This window comes from Aminobacter sp. Y103A (assembly GCF_030294925.1).
In the GTDB taxonomy this organism is placed as follows: domain Bacteria; phylum Pseudomonadota; class Alphaproteobacteria; order Rhizobiales; family Rhizobiaceae; genus Aminobacter; species Aminobacter ciceronei.
Genome location: NZ_AP017986.1, coordinates 2,285,556 through 2,304,563, shown reverse-complemented (window position 1 = coordinate 2,304,563; position 19,008 = coordinate 2,285,556). Strand labels below are relative to the sequence as shown.

Annotated in this window: 19 protein-coding genes; 12 read left to right on the top strand and 7 right to left on the bottom strand. The window is 64.4% G+C overall.

Annotation, left to right across the window (positions count from 1 at the left end; translation table 11 throughout):
• The first annotated feature begins 207 nt into the window (after positions 1-207).
• From Amn_RS11280 to groL, 3 genes are all read left to right on the top strand, one after another.
• Positions 208-822: a DsbA family protein gene (locus tag Amn_RS11280; protein ID WP_154385467.1), complete on the top strand. Its 615-nt coding sequence runs from the start codon at positions 208-210 to the stop codon at positions 820-822.
• Positions 823-980: 158 nt separating this feature from the next.
• Positions 981-1,277 (top strand): co-chaperone GroES, encoded by a 297-nt coding sequence (gene groES, locus Amn_RS11275; protein ID WP_018427182.1) that lies wholly within the window; start codon positions 981-983, stop codon positions 1,275-1,277.
• Positions 1,278-1,341: 64 nt separating this feature from the next.
• Positions 1,342-2,994 (top strand): chaperonin GroEL, encoded by a 1,653-nt coding sequence (gene groL, locus Amn_RS11270; protein WP_286297112.1) that lies wholly within the window; start codon positions 1,342-1,344, stop codon positions 2,992-2,994.
• A gap of 172 nt (positions 2,995-3,166) precedes the next feature.
• Here the strand turns inward: groL and Amn_RS11265 are convergent, their stop codons facing one another.
• Positions 3,167-3,925: a DeoR/GlpR family DNA-binding transcription regulator gene (locus tag Amn_RS11265; protein WP_185910162.1), complete on the bottom strand. Its 759-nt coding sequence runs from the start codon at positions 3,923-3,925 to the stop codon at positions 3,167-3,169.
• Positions 3,926-4,046: 121 nt separating this feature from the next.
• On the opposite strand from Amn_RS11265, the gene Amn_RS11260 reads away from it, so the two are divergent.
• Positions 4,047-4,403 carry a DUF4406 domain-containing protein gene (locus tag Amn_RS11260; RefSeq protein WP_154385517.1) on the top strand — a complete coding sequence of 119 codons (357 nt, stop codon included), beginning with the start codon at positions 4,047-4,049 and terminating at the stop codon, positions 4,401-4,403.
• Between the two features lie 223 nt (positions 4,404-4,626).
• The gene (locus tag Amn_RS11255) at positions 4,627-6,024 is read left to right on the top strand and encodes an MATE family efflux transporter (RefSeq protein WP_286297108.1); all 1,398 of its coding nucleotides are present in this window, start codon (positions 4,627-4,629) and stop codon (positions 6,022-6,024) included.
• Positions 6,025-6,220: 196 nt separating this feature from the next.
• Here the strand turns inward: Amn_RS11255 and Amn_RS11250 are convergent, their stop codons facing one another.
• Together Amn_RS11250 and Amn_RS11245 are read right to left on the bottom strand one after the other, a co-directional pair.
• Positions 6,221-7,672: a patatin-like phospholipase family protein gene (locus Amn_RS11250; protein ID WP_502874759.1), complete on the bottom strand. Its 1,452-nt coding sequence runs from the start codon at positions 7,670-7,672 to the stop codon at positions 6,221-6,223.
• Between the two features lie 72 nt (positions 7,673-7,744).
• Positions 7,745-8,059, bottom strand: coding sequence for an EthD family reductase (locus Amn_RS11245; RefSeq protein ID WP_067966780.1), 315 nt, complete (start codon positions 8,057-8,059; stop codon positions 7,745-7,747).
• A 333-nt stretch (positions 8,060-8,392) separates the two neighbouring features.
• Here Amn_RS11245 and Amn_RS11240 point away from each other — a divergent pair, with 333 nt between their 5' ends.
• The gene (locus tag Amn_RS11240; RefSeq protein WP_067963408.1) at positions 8,393-8,572 is read left to right on the top strand and encodes a CsbD family protein; all 180 of its coding nucleotides are present in this window, start codon (positions 8,393-8,395) and stop codon (positions 8,570-8,572) included.
• A 191-nt stretch (positions 8,573-8,763) separates the two neighbouring features.
• On the opposite strand, the gene Amn_RS11235 is transcribed toward Amn_RS11240, so the two are convergent.
• Entirely contained in the window at positions 8,764-9,381 is a 618-nt protein-coding gene (locus tag Amn_RS11235; protein WP_286297105.1) for a TetR/AcrR family transcriptional regulator, read from the bottom strand.
• 104 nt (positions 9,382-9,485) lie between these two features.
• Here Amn_RS11235 and Amn_RS11230 point away from each other — a divergent pair, with 104 nt between their 5' ends.
• From Amn_RS11230 to Amn_RS11215, 4 genes are all read left to right on the top strand, one after another.
• Positions 9,486-10,241: an NIPSNAP family protein gene (locus Amn_RS11230; RefSeq protein WP_286297103.1), complete on the top strand. Its 756-nt coding sequence runs from the start codon at positions 9,486-9,488 to the stop codon at positions 10,239-10,241.
• Positions 10,242-10,338: 97 nt separating this feature from the next.
• Entirely contained in the window at positions 10,339-11,736 is a 1,398-nt protein-coding gene (gene fumC, locus Amn_RS11225; RefSeq protein ID WP_286297101.1) for a class II fumarate hydratase, read from the top strand.
• 202 nt (positions 11,737-11,938) lie between these two features.
• On the top strand, positions 11,939-12,364 hold the full coding sequence (locus Amn_RS11220; RefSeq protein WP_154385473.1) for a DoxX family protein: 426 nt from the start codon (positions 11,939-11,941) through the stop codon (positions 12,362-12,364).
• A gap of 133 nt (positions 12,365-12,497) precedes the next feature.
• Positions 12,498-12,911, top strand: coding sequence for a DoxX family protein (locus Amn_RS11215; RefSeq protein ID WP_154385474.1), 414 nt, complete (start codon positions 12,498-12,500; stop codon positions 12,909-12,911).
• Between the two features lie 8 nt (positions 12,912-12,919).
• On the opposite strand, the gene ppx is transcribed toward Amn_RS11215, so the two are convergent.
• Positions 12,920-14,455, bottom strand: a complete 1,536-nt coding sequence (gene ppx / locus Amn_RS11210; RefSeq protein ID WP_067963417.1) for an exopolyphosphatase — start codon at positions 14,453-14,455, stop codon at positions 12,920-12,922.
• Positions 14,455-16,662: an RNA degradosome polyphosphate kinase gene (locus tag Amn_RS11205; RefSeq protein ID WP_067963419.1), complete on the bottom strand. Its 2,208-nt coding sequence runs from the start codon at positions 16,660-16,662 to the stop codon at positions 14,455-14,457. Before Amn_RS11205 ends, ppx begins: the two co-directional genes overlap by 1 nt.
• A 154-nt stretch (positions 16,663-16,816) precedes the next feature.
• Here Amn_RS11205 and Amn_RS11200 point away from each other — a divergent pair, with 154 nt between their 5' ends.
• Together Amn_RS11200 and Amn_RS11195 are read left to right on the top strand one after the other, a co-directional pair.
• On the top strand, positions 16,817-17,065 hold the full coding sequence (locus tag Amn_RS11200) for a zinc-finger domain-containing protein (RefSeq protein WP_154385476.1): 249 nt from the start codon (positions 16,817-16,819) through the stop codon (positions 17,063-17,065).
• Positions 17,066-17,080: 15 nt separating this feature from the next.
• Positions 17,081-18,316, top strand: a complete 1,236-nt coding sequence (locus Amn_RS11195) for an FAD-dependent monooxygenase (RefSeq protein ID WP_182573662.1) — start codon at positions 17,081-17,083, stop codon at positions 18,314-18,316.
• Here the strand turns inward: Amn_RS11195 and Amn_RS11190 are convergent.
• A complete protein-coding gene (locus Amn_RS11190; RefSeq protein ID WP_182573661.1) occupies positions 18,259-18,972 on the bottom strand; it encodes a TIGR02117 family protein in 714 nt (237 codons plus the stop codon). The genes Amn_RS11195 and Amn_RS11190 overlap by 58 nt on opposite strands.
• Positions 18,973-19,008 lie beyond the last annotated feature (36 nt).

Here is a 19,008-nt window from a genome sequence, read left to right as displayed (position 1 = left end):
ACGTCCCGGCCTTCACATCATCGTGTGCCGGCGCGGCGATTAGGCGGCTGTTAATCATGCGGGCTCATCGTCTAGGACAATTCCAGGAAAAGTGTGCAGCGGTTTTCCGTCCGGAATTGCGCAAAAACAAATAGCTAGAGAGATTCCGCGATTCGAAGAAAAGCGGAAACTCTCTAGGACAACGCCACGACAAACAGGATCGATCGCATGCCCGACCGGTCGCCCAACCGGCGTCATATCCTCAAGGCCGTTGTTGCCCTTGGCGCGCTGACCCCGCTGCCGCTCTGGGCCAATCCGATGCCGAGCGTCGAAGACGTCGCCTTCGACCCCGATATCCCGGTGCTCGGCAATCCCGACGGCGACGTCACGGTGGTCGAGTTCACCGACTATCAGTGTCCCTATTGCAAGCTGAGCTTCCTGCAATTGTCCGAGGTGATGAAGGAAGACACGGGCATTCGCCTGGTGCTGCGCGACTGGCCGATCTTCGGCGAGGTCTCGCGCAATGCCGCCCTGCTCACCCTGGCCGCAAACAGCCAGGGCCGTTATGCCGATGCCGTTCAGACATTGATGACCGCCCGCGAACGACTGACATTCCGCAGCACCGCCAATCTGCTTGGCGAGGCCGGCGTCGATGTCGAGCGCGCCCGCGGCGATCTCCAGGCCAGGCAGGACGTGCTTGTCGGTGTGCTCGCCCGCAACGAGGCCCAGGCCACCGCTTTCCAGCTCCAGGGCACACCCGGCTTCCTGATCGGCAAGGCGCTCTACAAGCGCGGCATGACCTCGGACGACTTCCGAAAGGCCATCGCCCAGGCGCGCGGCTGACACCCCTAAAAACTCGCTGTCGCGAAGCTGTCATTCCCTTGACAGCCGAGGGGTGGCGGACTATCTCAGCGGCACGTTAGCACTCGCCTGAAGTGAGTGCTAACCAAGTCCGGTTCAGCCGGACCGAGGGTTCTCAACAGTTCACCGAGGAAGTTCAAATGGCAAAGTCGAAGTTCCGCCCGCTTCATGACCGCGTGGTCGTTCGCCGGGTCGAATCCGAATCCAAGACCGCCGGCGGGATCATCATCCCCGATACGGCCAAGGAAAAGCCGCAGGAAGGCGAAATCGTCGCCGTCGGCTCTGGCGCTCGCGATGAAGCCGGCAAGCTCGTCCCGCTGGACGTCAAGGCTGGTGACCGCGTGCTGTTCGGCAAGTGGTCGGGCACCGAAGTGAAGCTCAATGGCGAAGACCTTCTGATCATGAAGGAATCCGACATCATGGGCATCATCGGCTGATCGCCTGATATCCGCACCATCCAATCTGAAATTCGGGCCGTAAAGGCCCATCGAGGAGCTTAAAATGGCTGCTAAAGACGTAAAGTTCTCCCGTGACGCCCGCGAGCGCATGCTGCGCGGTGTCAACATCCTCGCCGACGCAGTGAAGGTGACGCTCGGTCCGAAGGGCCGCAACGTCGTCATCGACAAGTCGTTCGGCGCCCCGCGCATCACCAAGGACGGCGTCACCGTCGCCAAGGAAATCGAGCTTGAAGACAAGTTCGAGAACATGGGCGCCCAGATGGTCCGCGAAGTTGCTTCGAAGACCAACGACATCGCCGGCGACGGCACCACGACCGCGACCGTTCTGGCCCAGGCCATCGTTCAGGAAGGCCACAAGGCCGTTGCCGCCGGCATGAACCCGATGGACCTGAAGCGCGGAATCGACCTCGCTGTCGGCGAAGTCGTCACCCACCTCGTCAAGTCTTCGAAGAAGATCAAGACTTCGGAAGAAGTCGCCCAGGTCGGCACCATCTCGGCAAACGGCGAGAAGGAAATCGGCTCGATGATCGCCGAGGCGATGCAGAAGGTCGGCAACGAAGGCGTCATCACGGTTGAAGAAGCCAAGACCGCCGAGACCGAGCTGGAAGTCGTCGAAGGCATGCAGTTCGACCGCGGCTACCTCAGCCCCTACTTCGTCACCAACGCCGACAAGATGGTTGCTGACCTCGAAGACGCTTACATCCTCCTCCACGAGAAGAAGCTGTCGAACCTCCAGGCGATGCTGCCGGTCCTCGAAGCCGTCGTGCAGACCTCGAAGCCGCTGCTCATCATCTCGGAAGACGTCGAAGGCGAGGCTCTGGCCACGCTCGTCGTCAACAAGCTGCGTGGCGGCCTGAAGATCGCCGCCGTCAAGGCTCCGGGCTTCGGCGATCGCCGCAAGGCCATGCTGGAAGACATCGCCATCCTGACCGGTGGCCAGGTCATCTCGGAAGACCTCGGCATCAAGCTCGAGAACGTCGGCCTCAACATGCTCGGCCGCGCCAAGAAGGTGTCGATCTCCAAGGAGAACACCACCATCGTCGACGGCGCCGGCAAGAAGGCCGAGATCCAGGGCCGTGTCGCCCAGATCAAGCAGCAGATCGAAGAGACCACGTCGGACTACGACAAGGAGAAGCTGCAGGAACGTCTCGCCAAGCTGGCAGGCGGCGTTGCCGTCATCCGCGTCGGCGGTGCGACCGAGATCGAGGTCAAGGAGCGCAAGGACCGCGTCGACGACGCGCTGAACGCAACCCGCGCCGCTGTCGAAGAAGGCATCGTTCCCGGCGGTGGCGTTGCCCTGCTGCGTTCGTCGCTCGCCATCAAGGCTGTCGGCGAGAACTCCGACCAGGCTGCCGGCATCAACATCGTCCGTCGCGCTCTGCAGGCTCCGGCCCGCCAGATCGCCTCGAACGCAGGTGCGGAAGCTTCGATCGTTGCCGGCAAGATCCTCGAGAACAAGACGGCTACCTTCGGCTACAACGCCCAGACCGGCGAATATGGCGACATGATCGCTTTCGGCATCGTCGACCCGGTCAAGGTCGTTCGTACGGCCCTGCAGGACGCAGCTTCGGTTGCCGGCCTGCTGGTCACCACCGAAGCCATGATCGCTGAAGCCCCGAAGAAGGACTCCGCCGGCGGCATGCCGGGCGGTATGCCTGGCGGCGGCATGGGCGGCATGGGCGGCATGGACTTCTAAGAAGTCCATAAAGCACGCCCATGAGCTAAAGTTGCTCAAGCCCGCTTGCGGGCTTGAGTGGCGGCATGGACTTCTAAGAAGTCCAGCTCCAGAAGCTTACGGAAAGGGCGCCTTCGGGCGCCCTTTTTCGTTTTGTACCCTCGTATCAGGCTTCGGCCTGAGGCCGCGGATTCTACCCGGCGCGCAGGACCGAAACGCCGGTGTCCGCGAAGATGGCCACACGCTCATCGGCAATTTCACCCTCGACGATCAGCGTCGAAATCTCGCCGATGCCACCGATGCGGAACGGCGACACCGCGCCAAGCTTGTCGCTTGTCGCCAGCACTGCCGTCTCGGCCGACGCTGTCATCAGCTGCCTTTTGATCGCCGCCTCTTCCATGTCGCCCGTCGTCAGCCCCTCGCCGGCATGAACGCCGGTGACGCCAAGGAAGAAAAGATCGGCGCGGATGCGCGCGATCGCTTCGGCCGCCAGCGCGCCTGTCGCCACCATCGAGTGACGGAAGAGTTTGCCGCCGATGATGACGACGTCGACATCAGGCCTGTCCTCCAGCGCCACGGCAATCGTCGGGCTGTGGGTGATGGCGGTGAATCGGGCCTGCGCCCGAAGGTGGCGGATGATCTCCAGATTGGAGGTGCCGCCGTCGAAGACGACAGTCATGCCGTCCCGGATCATCGCGGCACCGGCCTTGCCGAGCGCCGACTTGGCGTCCCGGGAGAGGCTGCGCCGCTCGGCGATCGGCACCACCGTCGGCGACACCGGCATCGCCCCGCCATGAACGCGCAATAGCAGGCCTTCCGCCGCAAGCTCCCGGAGGTCGCGCCGGATGGTGTCTTCCGACAAAGCGAGTTCGTGGCTGAGCTGCTTGGCGACGACCTGCCCGTCCCGGGCGAGGCGATCGAGGATCAGACGTTTGCGTTGGCTGGTGAGCACTTCGAACGGCTCCGTCAATTCAATGATGCCACACGATATTGCACGATGATGCGTGAGGCGATATCTATTTCGTGCGATTCGTGCAATATCTGGAGATATCATGAACACCCCTGGAAAACCGCTGCTCATCCTGATCGCCGGCCCCTATCGCTCCGGCACGGGCGACGACCCAGTCAAGATGGCGGAGAATCTGAGCCGCCTCGAACGCGTCGCCGTTCCGCTGTTTCGCGCCGGCCACCTGCCGGTCATCGGCGAATGGGTGGCGCTGCCGCTCGGGCGGCAGGTCGGCTCGAAAGGCGCCGGCGACCCGCTCTATGACGAATTCGCCTATCCGGTCGCCGACCGGCTGCTGCACCATTGTAACGCTGTGCTGCGGCTGCCCGGCACTTCTAAGGGCGCCGACGAGGACGTGCGGCTCGCCCGCGAGCGCGGCCTTGCCGTCTATTTCGAGCTGTCTGACGTGCCCGGCATGGCCTGAGGCAACCGCGCAGCGCCAGACGGCCGTGCTGTCGGGCGCGCCCGCCGCCGAGATTGACAGCCGCCATCTGCGGGCCTAGTCAGCGCCCAGGGCATGAAGCGCCCGCCGCCCGCAGCGCAAGCACGGTAAAGCCTTCACTGTGTCAGTCGAAACCGACGCATCAGACCAATGGCAATGCGGGCCCCATTTGATCTCCGTTTGATGCGCTATCGGAGACGACGAGATGACTTCCCCCGACGCTCGAGGCGCGAATGCCTTTCTGCATGCCCCCTTGCCCGGCCTGTTCCTCAGGACGGCGGCACCGATCATCCTGATCATGGCCACCAACGGCCTGCTCGCCATCGTCGATGCCTATTTCCTCGGCGAATATGTCGGGCCGGACGCGCTCGCCGCCGTGACCCTGATGTTCCCGGCCTTCATGCTGCTTGTTGCGCTTTCGACGCTGGTGGCGAGCGGCATGGCGAGCCAGCTCGCCCGCCTGCTCGGCGCCGGCGAGCGCGACAAGGCGCGGGCGACCTTTCTCGATGCGCACGGCCTTGCCCTGCTCGTCTGCGCACTGGCGATCGCTGCCTTCCTGCTCGGCGGCAAGGAACTGGCCTTGCGGCTTGCCAACGGGTCGCGACCGCTCGCCGAGATGGGCTACGGCTACATCTCCATCCTGATCTGGGGTGCGCCTGTGATGTTTGCGCTGTCGCTCAACGGCGACGGGCTGCGCTGCGAAGACCGCCTCGGCGTCGTCGCCGCGGCCAACCTTTTGACCTCGGTCGGCAATGCCGGCCTGAACTACGTGCTCATCGTCGGCTTCGACTATGGGGTTTCAGGCTCGGCCCTTGGCACCGTGCTGGCCCAGGCGATGGCCGTTGGGTTCGTCGTCGTCTACCGGCTGCGCGCCGGCACGGTGCTGCAATACGCAGCTGTCCCGTCGATGCGCTGGACCGCCGCCTGGCGGCCATTGCTGTCGCTTGGGGCGCCGCAGAGCCTGAGCTTCATCGGCATCTCGCTGCTCGCCGCGACGGTCATCTATTCGACCCAGCTCTGGGAAGGCGAGGCCTATGCGGCAACCGTCGCCGCCTATGGCATCATCACCCGCATCATGACCTTTGCCTTCCTGCCGATGCTCGGGCTGAACATGGCGATGCAGACGATCGTCGGCAACAATTTCGGCGCCGGGCAATGGCAACGGTCGGATGCCGGGCTGAAGCTGGGGCTTTTGCTGGCGCTCGGCTATTGCGCGCTGTTCGAGGCGGCGATGCTGCTCAGCCATGGCAGCCTCGGCGCGCTCTTCGTCGACGATCCGGCGACACAGAGCGAGGTCGCCCGCATCCTGCCGATGACCGTTTCGCTCTACATGCTGGCCGGGCCCGTGATGATGCTGTCGGGTTATTTCCAGGCCATCGGCGATGCCCGCCGCGCTTTGCTGCTCAGCGTCGCGCGCACCTATCTGCTGGCCATCCCGCTGACCATCGGCCTGCCTCATCTGCTCGGCGAACGCGGCATCTGGCTGGCCTCACCCATCGCCGAGCTGCTGATGGTGCTGGTGGTCTCAGCGCTGCTGCTGCACGCAAGGGCACGGACCGGCTTCGCCTGGGGCCTGTTCCGGGCCAAAGCCGCCATGGCCTGAAACGGCGTCGAAAAAACTTCGAATTTTTTTTCGAAACCGGTGGAACCTTTCTGCCGCCCGCGCATTGAGGTGATGTCGTCGGTACCTGAAGAAGCAATTCGGACGGAACATCGAACGACGAACAGGACGCCTCCAGCACTGTCACAGGTGCGGGAGGCGTTCTTTTTGTGCCTGCGGCGGACCTCGGGGGCAGAGCTCAGTTCGCGCCGCCCGAGGCGACCTGCTGCTGGTCGAGCACGCCGGCGTGCCGACGGATGTCGGCGACGGCTTCCTGGAAGCTGTCATTGACCCGAAGCGCTTCACGCCCTGCCGCAATCGTCAGGTCGACCTGTTCGACGGGCAGTTTCAGCCGCGTCGGCACGCGGTTCAGCTTTGCCTGGGCGGCGGCATCGAGGTCCTGGAATGACAGGTGCTCGACCACCAGCCTGATGTCGCGGCAGTTCCAGCCGGCAAGTGTTCCGCGATACCGCCTGACCGTTTCAGCCGGCAGGCTGCAGCGATAGCGGATCAGTTCGCCGCGCCACTCGCCGACGGCCAAGGTGAGCGCGTCCAGCTGGTCGCGAACGGCAGCCGAGAAGGTCGTGTTGGTCACCGCCTCGAGCAGGTCGCCGAGGCCCGGACCGTGGATGGTCTCGCCCCAGTCGACATCGTCCTCACGACCGGCATCGGCGACGATGAACAACAAGGTCCGCAGCTTGACGGCCGCCGCCGGCGACAGCGGACCATAGGGTGTGCCGGCCGACGAACGCTCGATGGTGAAGCCGGTGATGCCGAGATTGTCGGTCAGCCCGCCATCGAGCAGCTTCACATAGTCGAGCCGGTCGGCATGCTGATAAGCCTTCAAGGCGCCGGCATAGGCCTTGAGCCGCACCGAGGCATCGGGATCGGCAAGCGCGCGGCTCAGCCACGCAGGCTGGCTGTACCCGCATTTCGGCATGATTGCCGACAGGACGACGGGTGCAAAGACCACGGGAACCGCAGCAGATGCTGCAACCGCATCGGACAGCCTGACCTTGTCGAGATCGCTGCACAGGGCAGCGAAGGTGTCATAGGTGAACAGGAACGGCGTGCGGTTGTAGATGTCGGAGGCGTTTATCCAGACGATCGGCGCATCCGGTCGCCTGAAATTCGCATAAGTCGCGCCATTGAAAAGATTGTCCTCGAGCCATCTGGCCAGGCCGTTGCGGTCGTTGACGGCGCCATTGAGCGCCCGCGCCAGGTTGAGCGGCGAGAGCGTCGAGGTCCTGAGATAGGCTTCGGCGTCCTTGATCAGGAAGCGCTCGCGGAAATCGCGATAGTCGTCCCGTCCCCTGTAGCCGAAATAGGACGCCGCGACCGCCCCGCCCGACGCGCCTGAAATCATGCGGATGTCGTCGACGAGGCTGCGCGTCGCCGGATGCTCGTCGATGATGGTGTCGTCGAGTTCGCGCAACACGCCATAAGCGAAGGCCGCAGCCCGCGTGCCGCCGCCGGAAAAACTCAGGCCCACCACCGTCGAGCCGTCATCGCCCATGTCGGGAATGAATTCGGGCGAGGCCTGGCCGACATGCGCGGTCAGCGTGTTGATCGGACCGACGTCGCTGGCGACGCAGCCGGCTGCCGACACTCCCGCCACCACGGCCCAGGCCGCGCGCATTGCCAACCGCATCCCCACCTCCGATGCCCGACAGGATCCGGCCGAGCCTAGCTCACCGTTTCACAAAGCGCATCCAGATTTGCCCTAGCCTTCAACGACTTCGCTGATCTGCACGATGGGGGCGATGTCGGTATAGTTGGCGACATCAGCGGCAATCTCGGCGCGGTGGGGAGCCAATGCTTCCTGGAAGGTCGCCAGGTCAGGCGAGTAGACGTGGCATGCTGCGACGAACTCCGGCGCGCTTCCGGCTTCGCGACCCGCAAGGCCCTTGTCGATCTCGTAGCGCAGGCAGGCATCGCCGAGCCGTTCCTGGAGCAGTGGCATATGACGGGTGCGGTAGTAGTCGTGATCGAAGGTCGAACCGCCATCGGCGCTATAGTAGACACTCATCTTGATCATGGTCATGCTCCTGCCTGAACGCCTCTCCGAGCGTTCGCCGGGCCTTTCTAGCTCGCCGACTGGTGACGCGCATCCCGATTTGGTTGAGCCAGTTTGGCGAGAGCATGGTGGCTGTGCTCTTCGAAGCGGTGGCCACGGCACGGACGTTCCTGAGTTTGCCGAGCACGCAGTCGACGATGTTGCGGCACCGACAGAAGCAGGCGCTGAACGGCGGGCGGCGATTGCGGCTGGCCCATCAGCACCTCCCGTCACGACCAGAACCCTGCAACCGGGCGCCGGAACCGTAACGCATGCCGAACGTTGTGCTGCGCCACCCACCACAGGAGATGCGACATGGTGAACAAGGATCAGGTCAAGGGCGTTGCCAAGCAGGTCGCCGGTTCGGTCAAGGAAGCCGCCGGCAAGGCCACCGGCAACAAGACGACCCAGGCCAAGGGCACGGCCGAAAAGATCGCCGGCAAGGTGCAAAAGGCCTATGGCGACACCAAGGAAAAGATCAAAAAGGCGCTCTGACCGTCAGCGAACGCCAATCGCGCAATCCCAGTCATGGGCCCAGCCATGTGCCCAGCCACGGGCCAAGGCACGGATCCAGCCACGGGCATCCGGTAACTGTTGTCCCAGCCACGGCTATTCCAATGGAGGCGGCGCCATGCGCCGCCTTTTTGCTGCGGCAACGGCCCCGCCTGACATGAGGTGCCGCCTGGTCAGCCGTCTCGCCCCGTCGGATCGAAACCGGCCGCACAGGACCGCAGCACAGCTGCATGTTGTGCGGTCTTGGCCATCGACATGGCGCCGGAATATGTCGCGACTGCCAGGGCAGCGAAGCGATCCGGATCCGTCTGCCGATCTTCGACCCCGCTGTGCTGGTCAGCCCTGATCTTGTCGGCAATGGCCGCCTGCCAATCGGCAAAAATCCGCGCCAGTGCTGCGCGAAACTCCGGATCGGCGAGCGACAATTCATGCGCAAGGTTGTTGAGCGGGCAGCCGCGCACGAAACCCTGGCGCTCCAGTTGATCGGCGACGCCGGCAAAAACCTGTCGCACGCCCTGCCGCGCCGAAAGCGCGCCCTCGACCGGCCGGATCCAGGTTTCCGCCACCGCCGCCGCCACCCTTTCGTTGATCACAGCCAGGCCAAGCGCCTTCTTGGTTGGAAAATGATGATGCAGCGCCCCGCCGGTCACACTGGCCGCCTGCATCAGGTCGCCGAGGCTCGTGGCGTGATAGCCCTGTGCCTGAAACTTCTCCTCGGCAACGTCCAGAAGCTTCTGGCGTATGCCTTCGGGGTCGTTGGTGCGGGTCCTTCGATCTGTCGGTTTCGCCATGCGCTGCTCCAGGATTGAGGATGCCGCAAAATACCAGTTTGACAAAACCGGGCAACCGGTCTTTTATTAAAACAGGTCAACCGGTTTGTTATTGAGAGGGAATGATGTCCGAACACCTGACCGTGCCGCCCCGGGCGGCCGCCGAACTCTGCTCGCCTGTTGTCGAACTCAGGCAATACACATTGCATCAGGGCCAACGCGACGTGCTGATCGACATCTTCGACAGCCATCTTGTCGAGAGCCAGGAAGCGTGCGGCATGAAAATCATCGGCCAGTTCCGCGACCTCGACCGACCGGATCATTTCGTCTGGTTGCGTGGCTTCGACGACATGGCTGCCCGAAAGGCCGCACTCGAAGCCTTTTACGGCGGACCGGTCTGGGCTGCCCACAAGGATGCGGCCAACAGGACCATGATCGATTCCGACGACGTCCTGCTGCTGCGCCCAGTCGGCGGCGGTTTCGATCTTTCGGGCAAGGCGCGCGGCATGGCTGGCCTGGTGCAGCCGGGCGCGATGATCGTTGCAACGATGTTCCACCTCCGCCCCGCAGCCGAAGCCGAATTCCTCGCGCTGTTCGAAAGCGACGTCGTTCCGCTGCTTGCCCGCCTCGGGGCGCCGCTGCTTGCGACATTCCTCACCGAACATGCCGAAAACACCTTTCCGCGCCTGCCCGTGCGCGACGACGTCAACGTCTTCATCGCCTTTTCCGCGTTCGAAAACGCCGAAGCGCATGGCCGTCACCAGGCCGCTCTTGCCGCCGAGCCGTCATGGGTCGAGGGCGTCCTGCCCCGTCTTCACGGCCACCTCGCGCAACCGATCGAGCGGCTTCGCCTGATGCCGACCTCGCGCTCACTGCTTTGAACCGATTAGGATTTCGGCACGCCCCAATCTCCGCTTGAAGCGATGTGTGCAACGCGATAGGCCGATGCCCGCAACGAGATTTTTCGGAGACCTGATCGTGACAGCCCAGAAGACCAGAACCGAGACAGACACCTTCGGACCGATCGAGGTCGCCTCCGACCGCTATTGGGGTGCGCAGGCGCAGCGCTCGCTGGGCAATTTCAAGATCGGCTGGGAAAAGCAGCCGCTGTCGGTGGTGCGGGCGCTCGGCATCGTCAAGCGCGCCGCCGCCGAAGCCAACATGGCGCTCGGCCGCCTCGACCCCAAGATCGGCAACACCGTCGTTGCCGCCGCCCAGGAAGTCATCGACGGCAAGCTCAACGACCACTTCCCGCTTGTCGTCTGGCAGACCGGCTCGGGCACGCAGTCGAACATGAACGCCAATGAGGTGATCTCCAACCGCGCCATCGAGATGCTGGGCGGCGAGATGGGCTCGAAGAAGCCCGTTCATCCCAACGACCACGTCAATATGAGCCAGTCGTCGAACGACACCTATCCGACGGCCATGCACATCGCCTGCGCCGAGCGCATCGTCCACGACCTTCTGCCGGCGCTGAAGCACCTGCATGCCGCCCTCGACAAGAAGGCGCGCGAATTCGACCACATCATCAAGATCGGCCGCACCCACACCCAGGACGCGACGCCGCTGACCTTGGGCCAGGAATTCGGCGGTTATGCCGCCCAGGTCGCCTCGTCGATCAAGCGCATCGAGCTGACCCTGCCCGGCCTGCAGGAACTGGCCCAGGGCGGCACCGCCGTCGGCACCGGCCTCAACGCGCCGGTCGGCTTCGCCGAAAAGGTTGCCGAAAGCATTGCCGCCATCACCGGCATCGCCTTTGTCACCGCGCCGAACAAGTTCGAGGCGCTTGCCGCCCACGATTCGATGGTCTTCTCGCACGGCGCCATCAATGCGGCGGCCGCTGCCCTGTTCAAGATCGCCAACGACATCCGCTTCCTCGGCTCGGGCCCGCGCTCGGGCCTCGGCGAGCTGGCGCTGCCCGAAAACGAGCCGGGCTCGTCGATCATGCCCGGCAAGGTCAACCCGACCCAGTGCGAGGCGCTGACCCAGGTCTGCGTCCAGGTGTTCGGCAACAATGCCGCGCTGACCTTCGCCGGCAGCCAGGGCCATTTCGAGCTCAACGTCTACAATCCCGTCATGGCCTACAACTTCCTGCAGTCGGTGCAGTTGATGGCTGACGCGGCAATCTCGTTTACCGACAATTGCCTCGTCGGCATCGAGGCGCGCGAGGACAACATCAAGGCAGCGCTCGACCGCTCGCTGATGCTGGTCACCGCACTGGCGCCGACCATCGGCTACGACAACGCCGCCAAGATCGCCAAGACCGCGCACAAGAACGGCACCACGCTGCGCGACGAAGCGCTGGCGACCGGGCTGGTCAGCGCCGAGGACTATGACCGCATCGTCCGCCCCGAGGACATGACCCGTCCGGGCTGATTTCGGCCCGGGGTCGATCCCCTTGAAACGGCGCGGCAGTCACCTGCCGCGCCGTTTCTTTATGTGCAGCCCAGATCGTTCGGCCGACGGCTTCGAGCAATTCATTCTAACTGTGAACGATCTGTCGACACATCCACACCTTTAGTGAACAGTCGAGATCGACTAGGTGTTGGCCATCGAATTTCAACGGAGCCCCAAGCCCATGTCCAACGCTTCCATTGCCACCGCAAAGTCCGGCCTCAGCACCAACGCCTCGGCCCTCACCCTTGCCGGCCGCGTGCTTTTGTCGGTCATCTTCATCCTCGCCGGCTTTGCCAAGCTGACCGCCATTTCAGGCACCGCTGGCTGGTTCGCCAGCATCGGCCTGCCGCTGCCGACCGTCACCACCGTCGTCGTCGGCCTGGTCGAAGTGGTTGGCGGCATCGCCATCCTGGTCGGCTTCCAGACCCGCATCGCCGCGATCGTGCTCGGCCTGTTCACGTTGGCTGCCACCGCCGTTGCCCATCTCGACTTCGCCGACCAGGTCCAGGTGATGTTCCTGCAGAAGAACCTCGCCATTGCAGGCGGCCTGTTCGTGCTCGCCGCCTTCGGCGCCGGCGCCCTGTCGATCGACGGCCGCCGCCGCTAAGCTGCAGAAATTCCTCCCAAGAAATGGCCCGGGCTCGTCCCGGGCTTTTTTGTGCCCTGGCCCTGACGCCGGTTCGAGACGGTGATGACATCGAAAGTGAGCCGGTGCATCCTGCGGCTGCGAGGACACCTCCATGCTGAACAGCCTGCTTCTTCTTGTCGCCAGAATTCTGATCGCCGCGCTGTTCGTGCCGGCGGGCATCGGCACGCTGTCCAACATCTCGGGCACCGCAGGCTATTTCGCCGGGCTCGGCTTTCCCTTGCCGACGCTCGTCGCATTGGGCGTCGGGCTGTTCGAGCTGGTCGGCGGCCTGCTGGTGCTTACAGGTTTCCAGTCCCGCGTGGTGCCCGTCCTGCTCGCCGCCTTCGCGCTCGCTGCCGGCTTCATCGGCCATTACGGCCGGGGCGGCGACAATGCCGCCATGGCCTTCATGCACCAGCAGGCGCTGATGAAGGACATCGCTACCGCGGGCGGCTTGCTGGCGCTCTCAGTGGCGGGTGCCGGCGCGCTGTCGCTCGACCGGCTGCTCGCCCGCCAGCCTGTTTGACGGCGATGCTATTTGACTGAGATGCTGGGGCCGTCCTCGACCGCCAGCACCAGCTTGCGGCCGGTGACCTTGGCAAGCTGGGCCAGACGTCCCGCCGGCCGCTCGCCATAGAGCTGGCCGAACTCCGACGGGATCACCAGCGCCAACACGCCATTGCCCCTGTCTTCCCAGCGCAGCTTCGGCATCACCCCCGGCATCGAGGCCGAGAGCAGATAAACCACACGCATCATCGCGCCGAGGATGCGGGCGCGCTCGAGATAACGCGGCGTCGCCAGTTCCTTGAGCTCAGGGGCGAAGCTGTCGTTGAAGACACCGTCATGGCGGAACAGATTGGCCAGCGCCAGGAAGGCACGGCCGGGATGATCGACGCCGATGAACGAGGCATGCGCGATGATGTTGAGCGACTGGCGGCCGCGATATTCCGGGTGCGCCCGCCAGCCGATGTCGGCGAGAAGGCAGGCGGCGTGACGGTAACGCGCCTCCTCTTCGGTTTCCTCGATGCCGAAGGCGGCGAAGGACTGCTTGGTCCACTCGGTCAGTTCATGGGCATGGCGCACCGAACGCGCCCGCAGCACGGCCAGCTCCTCGGCCGCCGAGATCAGCGGATCGGCGCGCTGTTCCTGCTCTTCGAGCAACGAGAACAGAAAACCCTCGCGCACGCCGAGCGCCGAGACCACGATCTTCTCCGGCTTCATCGCCGTGATGATCTCCTGCAGCACCAGCGCGCCATAAGGCAAAAGCGACCGGCGGTTCTTGGAGACGCCTTCGATGCCCTTGATCTTCTCGACCTCGCCGCGCGCCACCTGGCGCAGGAACGGCACCAGGGTCACCGGGTCCATCTGGTAGTGATGCATCACCTCCAGCGGATAATTCGAGGTGTTCATGTGCAGCCGGGCGAGGTTTCGCCAGGTGCCGCCGACGGCATAGAATGTCCTGCCCTGCCCGCCCTTGAGCAATTTGGCGCGGGCGAGTTCGGCATGCGCGATCTTGGCGGCCGTTACAGGCGAGCCCTTGGCCATGTCCTGCAGCCTGAGGCCGCCCAATGGCAAGGTGATGCCGTCGCCGATGGCTTCGCCCCTGACGTCGACAAGCTCGAGGCTGCCGCCGCCAAGGTCGCCAGCGATGCCGTCGGCGGGATGGAAGCCCGAGATGACGCCGAGCGCCGAATAATAGGCTTCCTCGCGGCCTGTCAGCACCTGGATCTTGGTGCCCAGCACGTCCTCGGCACGCTGGATGAAGTCGGGGCCGTTGATCGCCTCGCGTGCGGCGGCGGTGGCCAGCACATACATCCTTTCCGCGCCGGCCTGCTCGGACAGCGCACGAAAGCGCCGGAACTCCTCCATCGAGCGGGTCACGCCCTCGGGGTCGAGCTTGCCGGTGGAGACGATGCCGCGGCCGAGGCCGGCGAGCATCTTTTCGTTGAACAGAAGGGTCGGCGAGCGTGCCAACCCTTCATAGACGACGAGACGTATGGAGTTCGAGCCGATATCGATGATCGACAGCGGTCGGCGGTCCTTGAGCCGGCCCTGCGAAAGCTGCGCCATCAGCCGGCCGCCGCCTCCGCCTTCTTGCGACGCTTGAACTGGGCAATGCGTTTGGGCGCGTGAGACTTCAGCGCGTCACCCCGTCCGGAGAGGCTCGGATTGGTCATGAAATATTCCTGCGCATTGAACGGCTCTTCGCCCTCGTCGAGCGTTATCCGCCGCGAGGTTCCATCCGCCAATACTTCGAAACTTTGCTGGTTGTCCATGATATTTCCCAGCATGACCTGGCCCAGCACCTGCTCGTGCACGGTCGAATGTTTGGCGATCGGCACCATGGTTTCGACGCGCCGGTCGAGGTTGCGCGGCATCAGGTCGGCCGAGCTGATATAGACGATCGCCTCGTCCGACGGCAGGCCGTGGCCATTGCCGAAACAATAGATGCGGCTGTGCTCGAGGAAACGGCCGACGATCGACTTGACGCGGATATTCTCCGACAGGCCGGGAACCTGCGGCCTGAGGCAGCAGATGCCGCGCACCACCAGGTCGATCTCGACGCCGCTGCGGCTGGCGTCATAAAGCGCGTCGATGACGTCGGGATCGACGAGCGAATTCATCTTCATCCAGATCTGCGCCGGCCGGCCGGCGCGGGCATGTTCGACCTCGTCGGCGATGTGCTTGAGGATGCGGCTGCGCAGCGTGTAGGGCGACAGTGCGATGCACATCTCGTCGGCCGGCTCGGCATAACCGGTGATGAAGTTGAAGATATGCGCCACATCACGCGCGATCGCCGAATCGGTGGTGAAGAAGGACAGGTCGGTGTAGATGCGCGCGGTGATCGGGTGGTAGTTGCCGGTGCCGAGATGGACGTAGTTGCGCAGGCGGCCGTCCTCGCGGCGCACCACCAGCGACATCTTGGAGTGGGTCTTGAGTTCGAGGAAACCGAACACCACCTGCACGCCGGCACGCTCGAGATCGCGGGCCCAGCGGATATTGGCCTCCTCGTCGAAACGCGCCTTGAGCTCGACGAGTGCGGTCACCGACTTGCCGGCCTCGGCGGCGTCGACAAGGGCGCGCACGATCGGGCTGTCGTTGGAGGTGCGGTAAAGCGTCTGCTTGATCGCCACCACTTCCGGATCGATCGCCGCCTGGCGCAGGAACTGCACCACCACGTCGAACGATTCATAAGGATGGTGGACGACAAAATCCTTCTCGCGGATCGCCGCGAAACAGTCGCCGCGATGGTCGCGGATGCGCTCGGGGAAACGCGGATTGAAGGGCGGGAACTTCAGGTCGTCGCGGGCGATCGAGACGATCTCCGAGATCTGGTTGATCGCCAGCGGCCCGCTCAGCACGCTGACGCGGTTCGAGGCGACACCCAGTTCGCTGGCAACGAACTCGCGCAGCTCGGCCGGCATCAGGCTGTCGAATTCGACGCGGATCACCGAGCCGCGGCGGCGGCGCTTGAGTGCCGTCTCGAACAGCCGGACAAGATCCTCGGACTCTTCCTCGACCTCGATATCGCTGTCGCGGATGATCTGGAAGGTGCCCGAGCCCTTGACCTCATAGCCGGGGAACAGCTTGCCGATGAACAGGTTGACCGTTTCCTCGATCGGGATGAAACGCACCGAGCGCTTGCGGTCGGGCAAGCGGATGTAGCGCTTGAGCGCCACCGGCAGGCGCAGCAGCGCCGTCATTTCCTCGCCGCTCTTGCGATGGCGCAGTTGCAGGGCGATCGAGAAGCCGAGATTGGGGATGAAGGGGAACGGGTGCGCCGGGTCGATCGACAAAGGCGTCAGCACCGGGAAGACCTGCTCCATGAAATGATCTTCGAGCCACTTGCGCTCTTCCTTGGTAAGATCCGCCGAGGCGATGGTCTCGATGCCTTCGAGCTTGAGCAGCTCGAGCAGGCTGGCGAGGCTTTTCTGCTGGTCTTCCTGCAGCCGCTCGACCTCGTGCAGCAGCTGGTCGAGTTGCTGTTCCGGCGTGCGGCCGTCGGCGCTGCGGATGGTGATGCCTTCGCGCACCTGCCCGGCGAGACCGGCGACGCGGACCATGAAGAACTCGTCGAGATTGCCGGCCGAGATCGACAGGAAGCGGACGCGTTCGAGCAGCGGATGGTTGGGGTTCTGCGACTGCTCGAGCACCCGCCTGTTGAACTGCAGCCAGGAAAACTCGCGGTTGACGAAGCGGTCCGGATTGCCGTCGATCGCGCCGGTCGGCGACTTGTCGTTGACGAAATCGGTATGGACCGGTTTCAGCTGATTCATTTGGACAACCCTTCCCCACTGCCGCGTTCCGCCGCTTATCCGGCTCAACTTATCCTCTGACAGGCAATTGCGACAGTTTCATTTCAGCATCTTGCAAAGCCGCCGCTTATGATACAAACGCTCTGCAATAAGGGTCCTCAGAAGGGAAAATACCATGGCCGGTGGCTCCATCCCCCACTTCCAGAACGACGCTGGACATGCCGTGATCGAGATCGGCGTCAAGGAGTTCATGTGCGTGGGCGCCAAGGCTCCGTTCGACCATCCGCATGTGTTCCTCGACATGGGCGCCGATTCCGAGAAGGTCTGCCCCTACTGCTCGACGCTGTACCGCTACTCCGCCAAGCTGAAGGCCACCGAGACCCTGCCGGCGGGCAGCCTCTACGCCATCGATCGCGCCGCCTGAGGCCCAGGCACGATCATGCGGTCGCCGCCGGTCGTCATTGCAGGCGCCGGCATCGCGGGGCTGACCGCCGCCCTTGCCTTTGCCCGGCACGGCGTCCGTGTCCACGTCCATGAACGTTCGCCGGTGCTCGAAGAAGTCGGCGCCGGTCTCCAGCTTTCTCCCAACGCCACCCGCATTCTCGACCGCCTCGGCGTGCTCGATCTGGTCAGCAGGTCTGCCGTGCGGCCCGAGGCGGTGGTGCTGCGCTGCGCGGCAAGCCTTGTCGAGCGCGGCCGCGTGCCGCTGGGTGCTGCGGCCGAACGCCGCTGGAAAGCGCCTTACCTCGTTGCCCACCGCGCCGATCTGCAGTCGGCGCTGCTCAGCCGCGTCAGCGAAAGCCTGCTGATCTCGGTCGCCACCGGATCGACGGTCGACACGGTCGAGCCCAGGGCGGACGGCCTCAGCATCTCGATCACCCAGGACGGCATCACGTCACAGCAAGAGGCCGGCCTGTTCGTTGCCGCCGACGGCGTCTGGTCGGCCAGCCGGCGCCTTGTCGGCCCGCATGAAAAGAGCCGGTTCTCGGGCGAGCTGGCCTGGCGCACGACGATCCCGGTCGACAGCGAGCTGGGCCGGCAGTTCGCCGGAGTGACATCGCTGACGACTGTCACGACCTTCCTGCATCCGGGCTTCCACCTCGTCGCCTATCCGGTCCGCGCCGGCCATGCCGTCAATCTTGTCGCCTTCACCCCCGGCACGGCAATTTCCGAGCAATGGTCCGGTGAAACCGATGCCGGCGCCTTGGCCCGCGCCATGCAGGGCACGGCCCCGGCACTCTCCCGGCTTGTCGAGGAGGCCGGGCCGTGGACGGTGTGGCCGCTGCACACTGTCGATGCCTCCCGTCCCTGGACCTCGGCATCCGGCATCGTGCTGATCGGCGATGCGGCGCATGCCATGACGCCCTTTGCCGCCCAGGGTGCCGCCATGGCGATCGAGGATGCCTGGACGCTGGCCGACGCCGTGCTCGCCGCCCAGAACAAGGCGGATGCGCTGCAACAGTGGGAAGCGGTGCGCAAGGCGCGTGTCGCCAGGGTGGCGCGGCGCGGCGCGCTCAACCATTTCGCCTGGCATGCGAGCGGGCCGGTGGCGCTCGCCCGCAACCTGTTCCTCAGGTTCAAGTCGCCGGCGAGCCTCGCCGCCGACATGGACTGGCTTTATGGCTGGACGCCGCCGGGCTGGTCGCCGCCTAGATCATCCGACGACCGGTTGTAGAGGCCGAGCGAAAAATTCAAGGTCGCCGGCAGCGGGTTCCACCAGCCTGTCGTCAAGCCGGCTTCCCGGAGTGCCGCCGCCGTCCAGGTGTTGCAGCCGGCGAGTGCGTTGAACTTGCCATGGGCATCGAAGAAGCCGTCATATTCGCCATAGGCTACCCCGAAAATGCGCTGAACGGCCCCTTCGTCGCGCACGAAACTGCGCTCGATGAAGTCGAGCATGGCGGCAAAACCCGCCTCGCCGAGCTCGAAACGCTGGACGGCGGGCTGAGGCAGGTCGACGTCGCCGGCGAGATCGACATGCATGACCGAATTGTCGAGGGTCAGCGCCGCAAACACCGGTCCGGGCTTCAGCTCCGACCAGGTCGGCGTGCCGATGTAGAAGGCCTTGCTGCCCCAGCCGAACACCAGGTAACGCGCCGCCGGCAGGTCGGCCTGGATGCCGGCGTCGAGCAGGAAGCCGAATTTCTGCAGCACGGCATCGTCGATCGGCACGGCGATGTCGGTGTGGATCGGGTTGGTGAAGACGAGGATATGGCGGGGACTTGCCCCGTCCGGAGCACCGCCGAACAGCGGCCGTGGTACGAGCGTACCCAACGCGAACGCCGCCACGGCGACAAGCACGATAGCGCCCAGCAGACGTAGAATTCTTCTCACCCGCCGCCGTCCCCGCTTCCGCAGCACTTGTTGCAA

Bases quoted from the DNA above. Each gene is read 5' to 3' on its own strand.
- Amn_RS11280 (WP_154385467.1), top strand. From the start codon at position 208: ATGCCCGACCGGTCGCCCAACCGGCGTCATATCCTCAAGGCCGTTGTT.
- groES (WP_018427182.1), top strand. From the start codon at position 981: ATGGCAAAGTCGAAGTTCCGCCCGCTTCATGACCGCGTGGTCGTTCGC.
- groL (WP_286297112.1), top strand. From the start codon at position 1,342: ATGGCTGCTAAAGACGTAAAGTTCTCCCGTGACGCCCGCGAGCGCATG.
- Amn_RS11255 (WP_286297108.1), top strand. From the start codon at position 4,627: ATGACTTCCCCCGACGCTCGAGGCGCGAATGCCTTTCTGCATGCCCCC.
- Amn_RS11250 (WP_502874759.1), bottom strand. From the start codon at position 7,672: ATGCGGTTGGCAATGCGCGCGGCCTGGGCCGTGGTGGCGGGAGTGTCG.
- Amn_RS11245 (WP_067966780.1), bottom strand. From the start codon at position 8,059: ATGATCAAGATGAGTGTCTACTATAGCGCCGATGGCGGTTCGACCTTC.
- Amn_RS11240 (WP_067963408.1), top strand. From the start codon at position 8,393: ATGGTGAACAAGGATCAGGTCAAGGGCGTTGCCAAGCAGGTCGCCGGT.
- Amn_RS11235 (WP_286297105.1), bottom strand. From the start codon at position 9,381: ATGGCGAAACCGACAGATCGAAGGACCCGCACCAACGACCCCGAAGGC.
- Amn_RS11230 (WP_286297103.1), top strand. From the start codon at position 9,486: ATGTCCGAACACCTGACCGTGCCGCCCCGGGCGGCCGCCGAACTCTGC.
- Amn_RS11220 (WP_154385473.1), top strand. From the start codon at position 11,939: ATGTCCAACGCTTCCATTGCCACCGCAAAGTCCGGCCTCAGCACCAAC.
- Amn_RS11215 (WP_154385474.1), top strand. From the start codon at position 12,498: ATGCTGAACAGCCTGCTTCTTCTTGTCGCCAGAATTCTGATCGCCGCG.
- ppx (WP_067963417.1), bottom strand. From the start codon at position 14,455: ATGGCGCAGCTTTCGCAGGGCCGGCTCAAGGACCGCCGACCGCTGTCG.
- Amn_RS11205 (WP_067963419.1), bottom strand. From the start codon at position 16,662: ATGAATCAGCTGAAACCGGTCCATACCGATTTCGTCAACGACAAGTCG.
- Amn_RS11200 (WP_154385476.1), top strand. From the start codon at position 16,817: ATGGCCGGTGGCTCCATCCCCCACTTCCAGAACGACGCTGGACATGCC.
- Amn_RS11195 (WP_182573662.1), top strand. From the start codon at position 17,081: ATGCGGTCGCCGCCGGTCGTCATTGCAGGCGCCGGCATCGCGGGGCTG.